General features: G+C 58.7%; 13 protein-coding genes. 1 reads left to right on the plus strand and 12 read right to left on the minus strand.

Annotation, left to right across the window (positions count from 1 at the left end):
- Window positions 1–58: 58 nt before the first annotated feature.
- The 11 genes from flgK to PKE98_RS16665 all read right to left on the minus strand — a co-directional run bounded on the left by flgK (window position 59) and on the right by PKE98_RS16665 (window position 8,941).
- The gene (gene flgK / locus PKE98_RS16615; protein WP_271196437.1) at window positions 59–1,423 is read right to left on the minus strand and encodes a flagellar hook-associated protein FlgK; all 1,365 of its coding nucleotides are present in this window, start codon (window positions 1,421–1,423) and stop codon (window positions 59–61) included.
- On the minus strand, window positions 1,420–2,571 hold the full coding sequence (locus tag PKE98_RS16620; RefSeq protein WP_271196438.1) for a lytic transglycosylase domain-containing protein: 1,152 nt from the start codon (window positions 2,569–2,571) through the stop codon (window positions 1,420–1,422). Before PKE98_RS16620 ends, flgK begins: the two co-directional genes overlap by 4 nt.
- 18 nt (window positions 2,572–2,589) lie before the next feature.
- A complete protein-coding gene (locus tag PKE98_RS16625; RefSeq protein ID WP_271196439.1) occupies window positions 2,590–3,690 on the minus strand; it encodes a flagellar basal body P-ring protein FlgI in 1,101 nt (366 codons plus the stop codon).
- 11 nt (window positions 3,691–3,701) lie between these two features.
- Window positions 3,702–4,364, minus strand: a complete 663-nt coding sequence (flgH, locus tag PKE98_RS16630) for a flagellar basal body L-ring protein FlgH (protein WP_271196440.1) — start codon at window positions 4,362–4,364, stop codon at window positions 3,702–3,704.
- Between the two features lie 5 nt (window positions 4,365–4,369).
- The gene (gene flgG / locus PKE98_RS16635; protein WP_271196441.1) at window positions 4,370–5,155 is read right to left on the minus strand and encodes a flagellar basal-body rod protein FlgG; all 786 of its coding nucleotides are present in this window, start codon (window positions 5,153–5,155) and stop codon (window positions 4,370–4,372) included.
- 24 nt (window positions 5,156–5,179) lie between these two features.
- Window positions 5,180–5,905, minus strand: a complete 726-nt coding sequence (locus PKE98_RS16640; protein ID WP_271196442.1) for a flagellar basal body rod protein FlgF — start codon at window positions 5,903–5,905, stop codon at window positions 5,180–5,182.
- Between the two features lie 9 nt (window positions 5,906–5,914).
- On the minus strand, window positions 5,915–7,102 hold the full coding sequence (flgE, locus tag PKE98_RS16645) for a flagellar hook protein FlgE (protein ID WP_271196443.1): 1,188 nt from the start codon (window positions 7,100–7,102) through the stop codon (window positions 5,915–5,917).
- Between the two features lie 32 nt (window positions 7,103–7,134).
- The gene (locus tag PKE98_RS16650; protein WP_271196444.1) at window positions 7,135–7,806 is read right to left on the minus strand and encodes a flagellar hook capping FlgD N-terminal domain-containing protein; all 672 of its coding nucleotides are present in this window, start codon (window positions 7,804–7,806) and stop codon (window positions 7,135–7,137) included.
- Entirely contained in the window at window positions 7,806–8,234 is a 429-nt protein-coding gene (gene flgC / locus PKE98_RS16655) for a flagellar basal body rod protein FlgC (protein WP_271196445.1), read from the minus strand. Before flgC ends, PKE98_RS16650 begins: the two co-directional genes overlap by 1 nt.
- Window positions 8,235–8,238: 4 nt before the next feature.
- Window positions 8,239–8,607, minus strand: a complete 369-nt coding sequence (gene flgB, locus PKE98_RS16660) for a flagellar basal body rod protein FlgB (RefSeq protein WP_271196446.1) — start codon at window positions 8,605–8,607, stop codon at window positions 8,239–8,241.
- Between the two features lie 199 nt (window positions 8,608–8,806).
- Window positions 8,807–8,941, minus strand: a complete 135-nt coding sequence (locus PKE98_RS16665; RefSeq protein ID WP_271196447.1) for a hypothetical protein — start codon at window positions 8,939–8,941, stop codon at window positions 8,807–8,809.
- Between the two features lie 99 nt (window positions 8,942–9,040).
- Here PKE98_RS16665 and flgA point away from each other — a divergent pair, with 99 nt between their 5' ends.
- On the plus strand, window positions 9,041–9,484 hold the full coding sequence (flgA, locus tag PKE98_RS16670) for a flagellar basal body P-ring formation chaperone FlgA (protein ID WP_271196448.1): 444 nt from the start codon (window positions 9,041–9,043) through the stop codon (window positions 9,482–9,484).
- Window positions 9,485–9,595: 111 nt separating this feature from the next.
- Here the strand turns inward: flgA and PKE98_RS16675 are convergent, their stop codons facing one another.
- Window positions 9,596–15,496 (minus strand): C80 family cysteine peptidase, encoded by a 5,901-nt coding sequence (locus PKE98_RS16675; protein WP_271196449.1) that lies wholly within the window; start codon window positions 15,494–15,496, stop codon window positions 9,596–9,598.
- Window positions 15,497–15,922: the final 426 nt, after the last annotated feature.

The following is a 15,922-nucleotide window of genomic DNA, read 5'->3' on the forward strand; positions in this document are numbered from 1 at the left end:
ATCGGTGTATCGGCGGATATCCGCGTAGCGGATATTCGCCCTACCTAGCCGTTTCGTATCAGAACGCGGCCAACATCGTCTCGAACAAATCCTTCGCGGTGCTTATGACCTTCATATTGGCCTGGTAGGCCTGCTGGTAACTCATCAGGTTTACCGCTTCTTCATCCAGGTTCACCGCACTCACGCTGTCACGCTGGGTTTGCGCCTGGCTGGTAACGGTTTTAGCGGTGGTGAGGTCGGCCGCGTTCTGCCGGCTGACGCTGGCGATATCACCGATCAGCCCGGCATAGGCATCGTTGACGCTCACCTGGTTGCCGTTGACGGTAATGGTCTGGTTACGCAGTTCCAGCAACGCCAGCAGCGCGCCGTTGTTGCCGGTTTCGCCGGCGCTGTCGGACAGGGCCAGGTCGGCGGCCTTGATGCCGCTCAGGCTCAGCATGTTGGAGCTGCTGCCCGGGGTGAACACCAGCAGCGCCTGGCCGGCATTGCCATTGAGGTCGAAACCGGCGCCGAGGGTGTCGTTGACCATCTGCGAAAACTGCTCGGCCATATCACTCAGGGCGTCCTGGTTCGGGCGCAGCACCTGGTATTCGGTGTCGTACAACGCGCCGAGCGAGCCGCCAAGGTTGTCCTGGCTGAGCGAGAAAGTGGTGCCGGCAAAAGCCAGCCCAATCTCCTGCTCACCCGTGGGCGTCAGGCTGACGCTGAGCTGCGCGGCCGAGGTGCTGGCCACCAGCGGCTGACCGTTGGCCAGCGACACGGAGAGCGAGCCATCGGCGGCGGTATTGGTGCGCACGCTGGCGTACTGGCTGAGTTCGGTGATCAGGCTTTCGCGCTGGTCTTTGAGGGTATTGGAATCGGCCCCGCCGGCTTCGGCGGCAATGATCTTTTTGTTCAGCAAGGCGATGTTGCTGGTCAGGCCGTTGATCTCGGTGACCATCGAACCGCGCTGCTCCTGCAACGACGTCAGCTGGGTGTGAAAATTGCCACCCAGGGTATTGAAGCGCTGCGCCAGGTTGCCGGCCTCGGCGATGATCTGTTGGCGAAGGGCTACGGAATCAGGCGTGGCGCTGGCTTCACTGACGGCGGCAAAGAAGTTGTCCAGACCCACACTGATGCTCGACCCATCGCCCGACATCAACCCTTCCAGCGAGGTCAGGTATTGCTGCGAGGTGCTGTAGTAGTTCTGCGAGGTGTTGGCGCGCCACAGCTGCTGATTGAGAAAGTCGTCGGAAATGCGCCGAATGCTCGTCACATCCACCCCGCCACCACTGAGGCTGCCGTGCCCGGACACCGAGCTCATCACCGCATTCAGGCGGCTGAAACCCGGGGTATTGACGTTGGCGGTGTTCTGCCCGGTAACCGACAGGCCGATCTGCGAAGCGCGCACACCGCTGTAGGCGATCTGGGTCAAATTGGTCACGACAGGTTTCCTTTTGATGCTTTAAAGACGGGCAATTCAGTTCTGATCGACTGGGCAAAGGCCGCAGACAGCGATTGATGCAACGGCCGCTGGCTGGGTAAATCCGCCACGCTCAAAGGAAAGGCGACCGGTTCGGCGGCGGGCTTAAATGCATCGGTACGGTTGTTCGGTGTGTCGCTCAAGTTCGGCGTACGGCTGGCGGCCATGCCGAGCAATTCACCGGCTTGCAGGCGCTCATCAAGGCTGGCGCGCACCGGCTGGCTGTGTCGCGGCGCCGTGGCTTCACCACGCAGGCGCTGCTGTTGCAGGTCTTGCAGAATGCTGCGGGTGTAGTTGCGGGTTTCTTCATAGGGAATGCGCTGCACCCAGGCCTCAGTGCCGATCTGGCCGGTGCGTGGGTCGCCATTTTTTTCCAGCCACTCATCCACCTTGCCGGGGCCGGCGTTATAGGCGGCCACGGCCAGGGCCTGGTGACCGTCGTAGCGTTCGAGCATGTCGTTCAGATACGCCACGCCGAGCGTCTTGTTGTACTCGCCGTCCTGGGACAGGCGTTCTTCGCTGAAATCCAGACCGAGCTTGGCGGCCATATCGCGGGCGGTGCCGGGCATCAGTTGCATCAGGCCGCGGGCGCCTTTGGACGATACCGCGGCAATGTCGCCCGCCGACTCATGGGCGATCAGGCTGTCCACCAGGCTGCCGACGGCGCTGCTACCGCGCTGCCACAGCTGGTTGACCGCCGCCACGCCGCGCTCCCAGGTACTGGCCAGCGGCTGCTGAGGCACGATGTGAGTGCGTGGCAAGTCTGCCGAGCGCGCTGCCTGCTGGGCAGCGGTGAGGGTCATCTGCGGGGTGACGCTGCCGGCCAGCTGCTTGACCAGCATGTCGCTGATGCCGGTCTGCTTGCTGGTGGCCAGGTGCTCGGCCATGGCTTCGTCGTAGAAGTCGCGCATGGTGTCCAGCTCGCGACTGCGCATGGGGTTGCCGGCCGACAACACATCACCGGCTTTGCGCATCTGCTTGAGGATCTGCTGCAAAAACAGCGCTTCGAACTGCTCGCTGGCCGCCTGCAACTGCTGGCGCGGGTCATTGCCGGGGGCGTTGACCGTGCGCGCGTTATTGATGGCGGTGGGGAGGGAAACAATGCTCATGTCACACGGCGCTCACGGTCAGATCACGATCAGTTCGGCATTCAGGGCGCCGGCCTGTTCCAGGGCTTGCAGGATGCTCATCACGTCGTCCGGGGTTGCGCCCAGGCTGTTGACGGTATTGATGATGCTTTCCAGGCTGGCGCCTTCGGGCCACTTGAACATGGCGTTTTTATCCTGGGTTACCGCCACATCAGATTGCGGCGTCACGGCGGTTTGCCCTTGCGAGAACGCATTGGGCTGGCTGACTTGCGGGTTCTCGCTGATGGTCACGGTCAGCGTGCCATGGGCCACGGCGGCGGCTTTTACCCGCACGCCCTGCCCCACCACCACGGTGCCAGTGCGGCTGTTGAACACCACCTTTGGTCGCTCGCGGCCCTCTTCCACTTCCACCGTCTCCAGCAGCGCCATAAAGCTGGTGCGCTGGTTGCCGGCCGCCGGCGCACGCAGGCTGATCTTGGTGCCGTCCAGGGCATTGGCCACGCCCGGGCCAAACACACGGCCCAGGGCGGTGACGATTTTCGCCGCCGTCTGAAAGCTGGGGGTGCGCAGGTTGAGCATGATGTCCGGGCGCGCGGTGAAGTCGCTTGGGATCATCCGTTCGATGGTTGCACCATTGGGCACACGGCCGCCGTTGGCGCTGTTGATCGCCACACTGGAACCGCTCTGGCCGGTGGCGTTGAGGCCGCCGACTACAAGGCTGCCTTGCGCCAAGGCATAGGTCTCGCCGTCCACGCCGCGCAGGGGCGTCATCAGCAACTGGCCGCCGCGCAGGCTTTTCGCATCGCCCAGCGAGGCCACGGTGATGTCTACCGTTTGCCCCGGGCTGTAGGACGGCGGCACGCTGGCAGTCACGGTCACGGCGGCAACGTTTTTCAGTTTCGGATCGACGTTGGCCGGCAGATTTATGCCGAACTGCTTGATCATGTTGGCCACCGACTGGCTGGTGAACTTCACCTGGTTTTTATCCCCGGTGCCGTCCAGGCCAACCACCAGCCCATAGCCAATCAACTGGTTGCCGCGAATACCTTCGACATCCACCAAATCCAACAACGGCACCGCCAGCGCAGTACGGCCGGCGCCCAGCAGCGCCACGATTAACAACAGATGCGGCAAGCGCATGGCAGGCAGCCTCACAGCGGGAAGATGGGCGAAGTAAAGAAGCGCGTCAGCCAGCCGGCGGAGTTGCTGTCATTGAGCAGGCCACGGCCGGCGTAGGAGATGTTGGCGTTGGCGATGTTCTGCGACGACACCTGGTTGAAACGGTTGATGTCATCCACCCGCACCAGGCCGGTCAGGCGAATAAATTCTTCGCCCTGGTTCAGGCGCAGGTTTTTCTCGCCTTTGACCAGCAAGGTGCCGTTGGGCAACACGCGGTGTACGGTCACGGCAATTGAGCCGCGCAGGGAGTTCTGTTGCGAGCTTTTGGCCGAGCCATCGAAGTCACGCGAGGCGCTGGCCGAGCTTTCCAGTTTCTCGTAGGTGTGGCCCAGCACGGTGGGCACCCCGACGGCCAGACCGGCTTCCTTGCCAAAGCTGGTGCCGGCACTTTTGCTCGACTGGGTCACCTCTTCGAGCACCACCGTGAGGATGTCGCCAATGCGCACCGCACGCTGGTCCTGGGTCAGCGCACCGCCGTAGCCGGTGCGGAACAAGCCGCCGCCGGTGGTGGGCGGCAGGCTGTAGTCCAGGTCCAGCGGCTGGTAGGCGCTGGAGTCTTCGTCGGGGAGCATTTCGTTGAAGCTGGCGCAGCCGCTGAGCAGCGCCACGGCACACATCATCAAGGTGGTTTTCATGGCGGTCAGACGGTCTGGTTAAGGAATTGCTGCATGCCGGAGGCGGCGTCCAGCACCTTGGCGTTGGCCTCATAGGCACGCTGGATGGCGATCATGTTCACCATCGCTTCCACCACCTGCACGTTGGAGCCTTCCAGCACACCCTGCTTGAGGGTGCCCAGGCCTTCTTCACCCGGCACCCCTTCCACCGGCTCGCCACTGGCGACGGTTTCCTTGTACAGGTTGCCGCCCAGGGCCTCGAGGCCGGCCGGGTTGATAAAGTTCACCAGGGTGATTTGCCCCAGCTCACTGGGCGCGGTGTCGCCCGCCAGAATGGCGGTGACGGTGCCATCGCTGCCCACGGTGAAGCTGCTGCTGCCGGCCGGCACTTCAATGGCCGGTACCAGCGGCAGGCCCTGGGAGTTGACGATCATGCCTTCGGCATTGAGCTGCAACTGGCCGTTCTCGGTGTAATAGGTGTCGCCATTGGGCGACTCCACCTGCAGAAAACCACGGCCGACAATGGCCAGGTCCATCGGCTGCCCGGTGGTTTGCATGCTGCCTTCGGTAAACACCTTTTGCGTGCCGGCCACGCGTACACCGCTGCCCAGTTGGATACCGGACGGCACGGTGTTGACCGCATCGGCCTGCGCGCCGGGCTGCAGGTCGATGGAATAGAAGAGGTCTTCGAACACCACGCGGTCGCTTTTGAAGCCGGTGGTGTTTACGTTCGCCAGGTTGTTGGCCACGGCCGACAGGGCAGTGTCCTGCGCGGCGAGGCCGGTTTTACTGACCCACAGTGCTGTGCTCATCAATGTCTCCAATTACCGACTGGTTTAGCCGCGAATCAAGCGGGTACCGGCCTCGGACAAGTCCTCGGCGGCTTTCATCATCTTTACCTGGGTTTCAAACAGGCGGTTCAGGCTCATGGTCGCGGTCAGTTGGTCGATGGCCGAGACGTTGCTGGTTTCCAGGTGGCCGCTAACCAGCCGCACATCGTCACGGGGCTCGGCCGGCTGGCCGTCCTTGCGTACCAGCAACCCCGCCTGGTTTTTCACCAGGTCGGCCGCTGGCGCGTCCACCAGCTTGATGCGGTCTACCTCGGCCATCACAAAGTCGCCGCGGGGCATGATCGACACCGTACCGTCGTTGCCGATGGCCACGCTGTCGTACTCCGGCAGCACAATCGGCCCGCCCTCGCCCAACACCTGGCGACCGTTGATGGTCAGGCGCCCTTGCTCGTCCACCAGCATGTTGCCCTGCCGCGTATAGGCTTCGCCGTTGCCGTCTTGCAGGGCAATCATGCCCTCGCCGCGAATGGCAAAATCCAGGTCACGGCCGGTGGCGGCCATGGTGCCGGCGGTCATGTTCACGCCGCTGTTCTGCGGCAAGGCCAGGTGGCGGCTGTCGTAGCCATAGCCCTGCACGTCCACGGTTTCGGCGCGCTCCATGTCGGCACGAAAGCCTGGCGTATTCACGTTGGCCAGGTTGTTGGCGCGCACGCCCAGCGCACTCATGGTGCGGCTGGCAGCGGTCATCGCGGTGTAGCCCAAACGGTCCATGGTTCAACCTCAGATGGCGCTGAACAGCACTTGATTGAGTTCTTTGTCGGTAGTCAGCACCTTGGTGTTGGCCTGGTAGTTGCGCTGGCCTTCCATCAGGGTGACCAGTTGTGCAGTGAGGTCGACGTTGGAGCCTTCCAGCGCGCCGGTAATCACCGAACCAAACTGGCCCACGCCCGGTGCACCAATCAGCGCCGCACCGGAGTTGCTGGTTTCGGTCCACGCGGTGCCGCTGACGTTTTTCAGGCCCTCGGCATTGGCGAAGTTGGCCAGCACCACCTGGCCCTGCAGCAGGCGTTCGCCGTTGCTGTAGTTGACGTAGATCTTGCCGCCCTCATCCACCGCAATGCCGGTCTTCTCGCCGGAGGCGTAGCCACTGGCCTTGTTGGTGGTAACAGCGAAGTCCGAGCCGTACTGGGTGGTGCCGGTGAAGTCCACGGCAATGGCCAGGGGGTCGACGCCGCCGGCCAGGCCCGCGGCATTGACGGTCACCGGAGCGGTTGGCGCGGTGAGCATGCCGGCCGCGTCGAAGGTCATGTTGGTGTTGCCGGAGGCCGTGCCATCCACGTAGTTGTGGCTGGTCCAGGCGTTGTCGGCAGTCTTCACAAAGTACTGGGTCAGGGTGTGTTCTTTGCCCTGGGAGTCGAACACCTTGGTGGTGTAGGTGGAGTTGTACGTGGCGGCATCGGTAACATCGAAGGCCCCAGCCGGAACCGTTTCATCGGCATCCAGGTTGGCGACAAAACTCAGGCTGTCGGTGGCCTTGGCCGGCAGGCTGCCGGTTTTCAATTGCAGGTCGCTGATGGTGCCGTTGAGCAGGTTGCCGTCGGCATCGGTGGGGTAGCCCTGCAGACGCTGGCCGGAACTGTTGACCACGTAGTTGGAGGTGTCGGTGCCAAACACCCCGGCGCGGGTGTACTGCTGCTCGCCGGTGGTGCTTTTCACCACGAAAAAACCACCGCCGGAAATCGCCAGGTCGAGGCTGCGGCTGGTGGAGGTCAACGAGCCGCCAAGGCTGATGCTCTGGGTATTGCCGAGCACTTCCACGCCCATGGCCTGGCTGTCGGCATACACGCTGCCGAACTCGGTGCGCGAGGATTTAAAGCCGACGGTGCCAACGTTGGCGATGTTGTTGCTGACGGTGTCGAGTTGGTCGGTTACGGCGTTGAGGCCGGTCAGGGCAATGTTAAAGCTCATAAAAGGTCACCTTGTCTGGATAAGGAAAGGAATCAGGCCGAGCGGGTGCCGGCGCCAAACTCGACGATGTTGTAGAACGGCACCGAACCAATGCCTTCAACCTCCAGCACCGGGCCTTCACTGCTGACCCGCACATTGCTGACCACGCCGCCGATTTCCACCTTGGGGATCTCGCCGCTGCTGGTCTTGATGGCCACGTCGTACTTGCCGGCCGGCAGGCCGAGGGCTTCAGGGTCGAGGGTGAAACTCATCAGGCCGGCTTCTTGCGGCCCCAGCTGCACTTCCTTGACCACGCCGTTGGCATTGGTCAATTGCAGCGTGGTGGTGGACGAGGCGTGTTCGAGCTTGGCCTGGCCATTGAGGGTGATGCCGTCGAGCTGCACGTTGTCGGCCGAGACCATCACCTGCTGCCCCACCAGCCCGGCGGCCGTGAGGTTTTGCAGGTTGTCGGACAGCACCAGGCTGTTCTTCTGAATAGTGTTGAGGTTCTCCAGGCTCTGCACTTGCGAGAGCGCCGAGTACTGGTTGATGAACTGCGAACTGTCCGCCGGATTGGTGGGGTCCTGGTACTGCACCTGGGCCACCATCAGGCTGATGAAATTGTTTTGCAGCTCCGACACGTCGTTGAGGTTTACCGCTGCGCTGGGCAGCGCGGTGTCGTTGCTGTTACTCGTGGTATTGCTGGTTGAGCTCACGCTAGCCATCAGGCATCTCCCAGTTTCAGCAGACCCTGCTGCATGCTTTTCACACGGTTGAGAACTTCGACGTTGGTTTCGAAACTGCGCGAGGCCGACATCATGTCGGTCATCTCTTCAATCTCATTGACGTCGGGGTAGAACACATAGCCATCGCGGTCCGCCAGCGGGTTACCCGGCTCATAGCGACGCTGCGGGTCGCGCCCGGACTGCACCACATCCAGCACCTGCACATGGGCGCCGCCCATGCCGGCGTTGCGCGAGAGTTCGCCGTTTTCATACACAGCGGCAAACATGGGCTTGCGCGCCTGGTACACATCGTCGGCGCTGGTGGCCGCCGAATCGGCGTTGGCGAGGTTCGAGGCCACGGTGTTGAGGCGCACGGTTTGCGCATTCATCGCTGAGCCTGCGATGCGGTAGATCGAATCGAATGCCATGGGCTTAACGTCCTTCGATGGCTTGTTTAAGGCCGCGGAATTTCATGCTGAGAAAGGTCAGGCTGGTCTGGAAATCCATCGAGTTGCGCGAGAACTCCGCCTGCTCGACGCTGAGCTCCACCGAGTTGCCATCCTGCGAAGGCTGGGTCGGTACGCGGTACTTCAGCTCGCTGGCCGAGAGGGTGCTGGCGCTGAGTTGCGAACTGAACGAGGTGTTCAGGCGCGACATTTCGCCGGCGAAATCGATATCGCGCGCCTTGAAGCCCGGCGTGTCTTCGTTGGCCAGGTTGGCCGCGAGAATTTCGCTACGCTGCATGCGTAAATCGAGGGCACGTACGTGAACGCCCAGTGCTTCATCAACCCGTATACTCATTTGCCCAACCCTCGTTGCATCATTTGCTGACAGGGCTAGAGCACGAAGCGTGCCGGGCTGACAAAACATACGTATCTGGCTGATTTAATTGAATAATTCAAAAAAATTCGAAAACCGGAAAGGCGCTGAACTTCCGCTTTCGCGTCGCTATTTGCGAGCAGGCGGAAAGGCCCTTTCCGCTCTTTTCCTCCTGCTAGGGTTAGGCGCGGTCGGGCATGCCGACGAGGGTGTTCGGCAACAGATCGAACAGGCCCTTGCGCAGCAGATGCAGCAACTGATTGCGCCCGTTGCCAAGCAGCAAGGCTGGCAGAAACCGCAGGTGCAGTTGCAGCACGAATTGCCTGGTGCGTTACCGGCGCAGGTTTGTGCGCAGCCGCTTTCTGTCAAGCGTACGGGGGAAGATCCATCGCCCTTGGCACGACAGCGGTTTGTCGTGAACTGTGCTGATGCAGCGGGCTGGAGAGTGAACGCCAGCAGCCAGGCGACGGTTTTTGTGCCGGTGGTGTTTGCTGCTGTGGTACTGGAGCGCGGGCAAGGCATTACGGCCGCAGATGTGCAACTGCAGCCGGTGAATATCGCCAAAGCCTCGCGGGGGTATTTCAACCAGGTGGAGCAGGTAGTGGGGTTGAGTGCCAAGCGGCGGGTGCGCGAGGGGCAGATGCTGAGCCCGGCGTTGCTGACTGGCGCTGTGCTGGTCAAGCGTGGCCAGCAGGTGGAAATTCGAGCGACACAGGATGGGATTCAGGCACGGGCCGTTGGAGAGGCGTTGGCCAATGGGCAGTTGGGCGATGTGATTCGGGTTAAAAACCTCGGCAGTGAAAAGACCATTGATGCCAAGGTGATCGAGCCTGGAGTCGTGACTAGCACGTTTCGATAAGCGCACAAAAAACCAGTCGCCCCTTCTCCGTTGCTCGCCCCAGGCAAGGCGCGAGCAACGGAGCGGGGCCAATATCACATGCCTGGCCTGGCGAGGCTTGCATAGGCCCGTCTATAGCCGGGGAAGCCCCTTGGTCTCAAACGACGTCGAAGGTTGGGGAGCGGGCGATGTGTCAGGCAACCGCCCAGACTGCTCGGTATCCACGTCCATGGGTTGTTCAATCGCACGTCCCTCGTCGCTGAGTCTGGCGCGTTTGGGCGATGGCGCCTCATCGCGCTGATCCCGGCTTGCGGCCAGGGTCTGTGCAGACCGAGCCACTCGCCGACTGTCCTGGTCGGACTCCGTGGCACTTTCATCCGAGCTATCGGAACTGGTCAGTTCGACCGGGTGGCTGGGCCAACCGCTGCGATCGTAAGTGCCGCCGTAGTCATACAACAATTGCTCACCGGCCTTGATCGGTTGCTTGGCGACAAAAAACACAATCTTGGTGCCAAGGCGAATAACGCTGACATTGTTATCTGCCGCTTGATCGCCCTCGTTAATCAGGCTGGAAATATTGCCAATGCCGTCGCCGAACGCACTGACCAAAGCGTTATCAGACTTGGTGCCAAAAGCGTATGCACTGAAATTCTGTTTGCCGATTTTCAACTGCTCCGCCGCCATGGCAGCTTCGCCGACGACCAATTTACCCGCATAGGGGCTGAGCACCTGAAAAGCTGGAATATCGCGCGCAGCCATTACCCCACGCCCCTTTCCGGGCACCTCGTCTACCGCCAGCCAGGACTCCAGATAAGCGGCCCGCTGTTCACCCGACATTTTCAACAGCGCCTGCGCCTGTTCAGTCATGTCTAACTTGGCCCGCTTGATGGCCAATCGCTGCTGGGCTGGCGGTACGCCTTGGCTGCTCAACGTGTCCGCGATCGTTGTTGAGAAATCAAAACCGCCGGTAATTTTTTGCCGGTCAATCAGCTCAAACAGATTGTCAGTGCGCTTACTGAGTTGTGGGGGCTGCAATGCCGCCAGCAATATGTCTTCACCGTTCGCGCCTTGTAACACCGGAACGCGGTTGTCGATGGCATGGCGAATAACCGGCACTTCTTCTTTAACCGGAGCGTCCATCATTATTGGCGTTGTAGGCCGCTCGCTCGCTGGTTCAGGCGAGGTTGAGGGTTCCGGTTTAATCCAGGGCAGGAAAAAGTCCGGGGCATTCGTCGCCACGCCGGACACAGAGTCTTCTTCGTCTAAGTCGAGGCGAATAATTGGCGGAGCATTAATATCAACTGTCATGTCGACATCGACAAGCGAGTTGTCCTGAGCCTTGCCCACATCGCCAACACTCTTCCCGCTTGTAGTTTGGTCATGCAAAGCTGATTCAGCCTGACCTTCTATCGAGCGCTCAGAACCCGACACGACGCCAGGTGCAAATTGGCCTTCGCTTGGCTTTTGCTTAGGCAGTTTTTTGGCAAGCCCCCTTATTAGCGCGCTATAAGTAACATCATGAAGTCGGGCAAACTCATGATACGAAATAGCCGCACGCTCGGGCACAGACATTTTCAGATACTTATCGACAGCATTAAGGACCTTGGCTCCCTCCCAAAATGACGGACGTCTCATTTCAGCGGATATACTCGAGTGGAACTTAACTCCAGTGCTCACCAAATGAGCTCTGGCAGCCCTAACATCGTTACGATCAGGTGCCGTCTTCGCCCACTCCCATAACTCCGATCTCCATTCAGGTCCTGACTCTTTAGGCAAGGGCGAGGGTTGAGTTGCAGGCTCAGTGCGAGGATAGTTTGGCTCACTCCTCGCCACGCTGGCTTGACGGGCATGCTCATCCCTATCGAGGCGAATAATTGGCGGAGCATTAATATCAACTGTCATGTCGACATCGACAAGTGAGCTGTCCTGAGCCTTGCCCACATCGCCAACACCCTGCGCACTTGTGGTTTGGTCACGCAAAGCCGATCCAGCCTGACCCTTTATCGAGCGCTCAGAACCCGATACGACGCCAGGTGCAAATTGGCCTTCATTTTTCCTTTGCTCATCCAGTTTTTTGTTAATCCCCTTTAACATCGCCTTATCACTAACATCATGAAGCCGGGCAAACTCAAGATACGAAGTGGCCGCGCGCTCGAACTCAGGCATTTTCAGGTACTTATCGACAGCATTAAGAAGCTTGGCTCCCTCCCAAAATGACGGACGTCTCATATTAATGGCTATTTTCGAGTGGAACCTAACTCCAGCGCTCACCAAATGAGCTCTGGCAGCCCTGTCATCGTTACGATCAGGTGCCGTCTTCGCCCACTCCCATAACTCCGATCTCCATTCACTTTCTGGCGCTTTAGGCAAGCGCGAGGGTTGAGTTGCAGGCTCAGTACGGGGATAGTTCGGTTCACTCGTCGCCACACTGGCTTGACCGGTACGCTCATCCCTATCGCGACGAATCACTGGCGGAGCAACACTATCAATCGCTCTGCCGACATCAACAGGCACCTCGCTGAGTGCAACTTGGCTTTTATTCTTTCCCTGCTCGAATTTATACTTTGAGAGCACCGTTGACAGCGTCGCCAGGCTAACCCCATGAAGCTTGGCGACCTTGCTCATCGAAGTGGCAGCGCGCTCCGACGTGGACATATTCAGGTAACTATTAGCAGCATTGCGTACCTTGCCTTTCTGCCAAAACGCCGGACTTTTCAACAAACCAGCCAGTTGACGAGGCGCCTGAATACCCTCTTTAACCAAATGAGCTCTGGCAGCGCTAATATTTTTACGATCAGGTGCCGTATTCCCCCACTCCCATAACATCGATTTCCATTCACTTGCTGGCGCTTCACGCAAGGTCGAGGTTTGAGTTGCACGCACAGTAGGAGGATAGTTCGGCTCACTCGTCACCACACTGGCTTGACGGGTATGCTCATCCCCATCGCGGCGAATCATCGGTGGGGCAACATTATCAATCGCCTTGCCGACATCAACAGGTGAATTGTCCGAGGCCTTTCTAACATCGTTAATATCCTGCGCTCTTGTGGTGCGGTCATGGAAAGCCGCTCCATGCAGGCCACTTGTCGAACTGACAGGACCAAGCACCTCGCTGAGTGCAACTTGGCTTTTATTCTGTACCTGCTCGGTTTTATACCTTGAGAGCGTCTCTGACAGCGTCGCATAGCTAACCTCATGAAGCTTGGCAACCTTTCTCATCGAAGTGGCAGCGCGCTCCGACATGGACATATTCAGGTAGCTATCGGCGGCGTCGCGTACCTTGCCTTTCATCCAAAACGCTGGACTTCTCAAGCTGTCAGCGAGGCTATCAGGCGCCCTAATTCCCTTATCAACCAAATAAGCTCTAGCGGCTTGAGAATTGCTACGATCAGGTGCCGTTTGCGCCCAATCCCACAACGCCCCTTTCCACTCGGGGTCTACAACCTGCTTCCGTGGGCGCGCCAGTTGCTGTACCTCACCTGCGATGGAGCCCTGCTCGAGATTTCGCGCCAGGGGTGGCTGGGTAACCGTTTCGGTTAGCTGCTGTTCGGCCAACGCCTGCGTCAGCCATCGGCGCTTGGGATTTGTTGGCTCAACTTGGATTTGCGTACCGTCAGATGAAAGTCGTTCGTTTTGCTTGAAGGTGTCTGGTTGCAGCGGATCGTCTTTACCCAATGCATTGGGCGTACCGTCTGGTACGGGGTATTTATGCCCATTGGCGTCAACGACAATGGCTGTGGGGTAGCCTTTTACGGTGGTATTGCTACCGCCTTCAAGCAGCTGCTTATTAACCTGCTTATCCATCGCACCCGCTTGCGGGCATGTTGTGCCGCAGCCTACCAAGTTCAACTTCTTAATTTCGATGTCGTTGTCAGCCGCAATTTTCAGCGCCAGATCGCTGATCTGAGAGGCGGTAAAACCGCCAAGGCGCGTTCCGTTTTCGTCGGTAATACCATGCCCAACTACATCCAACTTTATTGTGCCTTGTGGAATGAGATACCCCCCCTGGAGCTCATAGCCACCAGCGCCATCGGAGTTGAAGACGATTCCGTTTTCGTGCTTGTTTCTCAGGTTTCGCACGGCATTTTTAGCTGCAATATTATTGGGCTCGGTATTTAAGACAACATGCTGAGTCACGCCGTCCTTATTCGACGCGTCAGACGATCTGACTTTAACAACCTGCCCTTGGTCGTTTAGTGAAATTGACTTGGTGATAAATTCAAACTTGACGGGCTCCATCTTACTTCGAGCGCGCATCAGCAGCGAACGATTGCTTATTTGTGCGGGGCCAGAATCCGATAAAATATAAGCCTTGACTTCATGGTCCGTTGTATGATCGTAAAAGCCGCCGCCACCTGAGACATACGTTATACTACCGTTTTTCTGAACATCGAAAACAGTGGTGCCCTGTGGATTTTTGCTGACCGCACGTTGTAACTCAGCCGCTGCTTTATCACCGACAGCATTAATTATCACGCGCCTAGCTATTGCCGGAACAGTGTAGACAGGCTGGCCGTCAATAAGGGCAGGCTGGCCATTTACCACTTTAGCTTTATAGGGGTGTCCGTCGGACATTATGGGAGTGTCGCGCGTCCCTGCGACGTCACGCCAGGGGTAACCTAGCTCGCCCGTCTGGAAGTCCTTAAATAGCGGGTTTGTCTGCATCACACGCTCTTGAGGTAGCTGTACGAGTTGCTGCATCGCAGGCAGTACTTGGGCGGTATCACCAAAAAGCGTACTCACATGAGCAAAACCAAATATGGCAAGTACCCCAGGCGCGCTGTATTTCGGGTCGCTTTTGATTTGGTTAGCCATGGCATTATTACGCTCACTTAAACTGCCTTTTTTTGAATCTTCCAGTGAGTTCTTACTATCAATAAGATCAACATTTACACCGGACTGCATTGCGATAGAGATTATAGGCGTGGGCATAAGATCCGGCATTGGATTGTAGTCGCCTACTTGCAGACCCATAACCGCATCATGAACCTGCCGATGCAACACACTACCGGCATCGCTTGCAGGTACGCGGCTTAAATAATCATCCGCCGACGAGTAGCCTTTTTCTTTAAAACTCGAATCAAAGCGTGTCAACTTACCAAACGTATCTAGCGCCGCAAGCGGAGGAAATTCCAGTAGTAGACGTTTAACCGCGTTCTCACCAATTAACTGTGCCGTAACCAAGTGAGCGTTAGGATTGTAATGATCTTCTCCGAGAAAAACCGGGCCGCTTTCTAACTGGGCTGCCGCTTTATTCTTGAGGTGACTCAGAAAATCGGCCGTTTCATAGCTGATATGGCCCCGCTCCTGCATTTTCCAAATCAGATTTTGCTCAACAACGTTTCTGTTTGAAGCCATGTCGACATTTGTAGCATCTGCCGGAGTTGCATCGGTTTTTCCCAACGCGTCCCTGTCGCCATCTGCTGCGGGCGTTTTTCGGCCTTGCTCATTGACCTTTACGCCCGTTTCATAGCCCTTCACCTCGGTGGTTGCACCTTGTTGGGCCAGCAGGTTGCTTACGTCGGTGACCAGGCTATTGCCGTCTTTGGCGCACGCGGTGCCGCAGCCCACCAGCGCCACTTTGTCGACCTGGGTTTTGCCGTCGCTGGCGAGGTTTTTCACCACGTCGGTGATTTGCTTGCTGTCCAAACCACCCACCGCTTGGTTTTTACCGTGCCCCACCACTTCAACCTTGGTGCTGCCGCCATTGGCCAGCGTGCCTTGCACAATGGTGTGGCTGCCGTCAGCGTTTGGCGCGATGACCACACTGTTGTCCGGGTGTTTGTTGGCCAGGTTTTGCACGGCCTTGTTGACCGCCGGATCACTGGTATCGGTGTTGACGATCACGCGCTGGTCGAAGTTCTGTTTGGTTTGTGCCGCCGGTGCGTCGGCGGAGTTGCGGGTACTTGTCGGTACGTTTACGTCTGGGGCTGAGTTGCTGGCCAGATTTTTTACGGTGTTGTTTGCGGCCGGGTTGTTGGTATCGGTATTGGTGACTACGCGCGGGTCGACGTTCTGTTTGGTTTGTGCCACCGGAGCGTCGGCGGAGTTGCGGGTACTTGTCGGTACGTTTACCTCTGGGGCTGAGTTGCTGGCCAGATTTTTTACGGTGTTGTTTGCGGCCGGGTTGTTGATATCGGTATTGGCGACTACGCGCGGGTCGACGTTCTGTTTGGTTTGTGCCGCCGGTGCGTCGGCGGAGTTGCGGGTACTTGTCGGTACGTTTACGTCTGGGGCTGAGTTGCTGGCCAGATTTTTTACGGTGTTGTTTGCGGCCGGGTTGCTGGTATCGGTAGTGGCGATTACGCGCGGGTCGACGTTCTGTTTGGGTTTGGCCGCCGGTGCGTCGGCGTAGTTGTGGGTGCCTTTCGCTATGTTTACGTCTGGCGCTGTGTTGCTGGGGGTAGTGCTGCTGGTGTCGCTTTGTTTGGTTTGTCCGCCGCGGCTGCTCGGCGCATC

This window comes from Pseudomonas turukhanskensis (genome assembly GCF_027922365.1).
GTDB classification, from domain to species: Bacteria; Pseudomonadota; Gammaproteobacteria; order Pseudomonadales; family Pseudomonadaceae; genus Aquipseudomonas; species Aquipseudomonas turukhanskensis.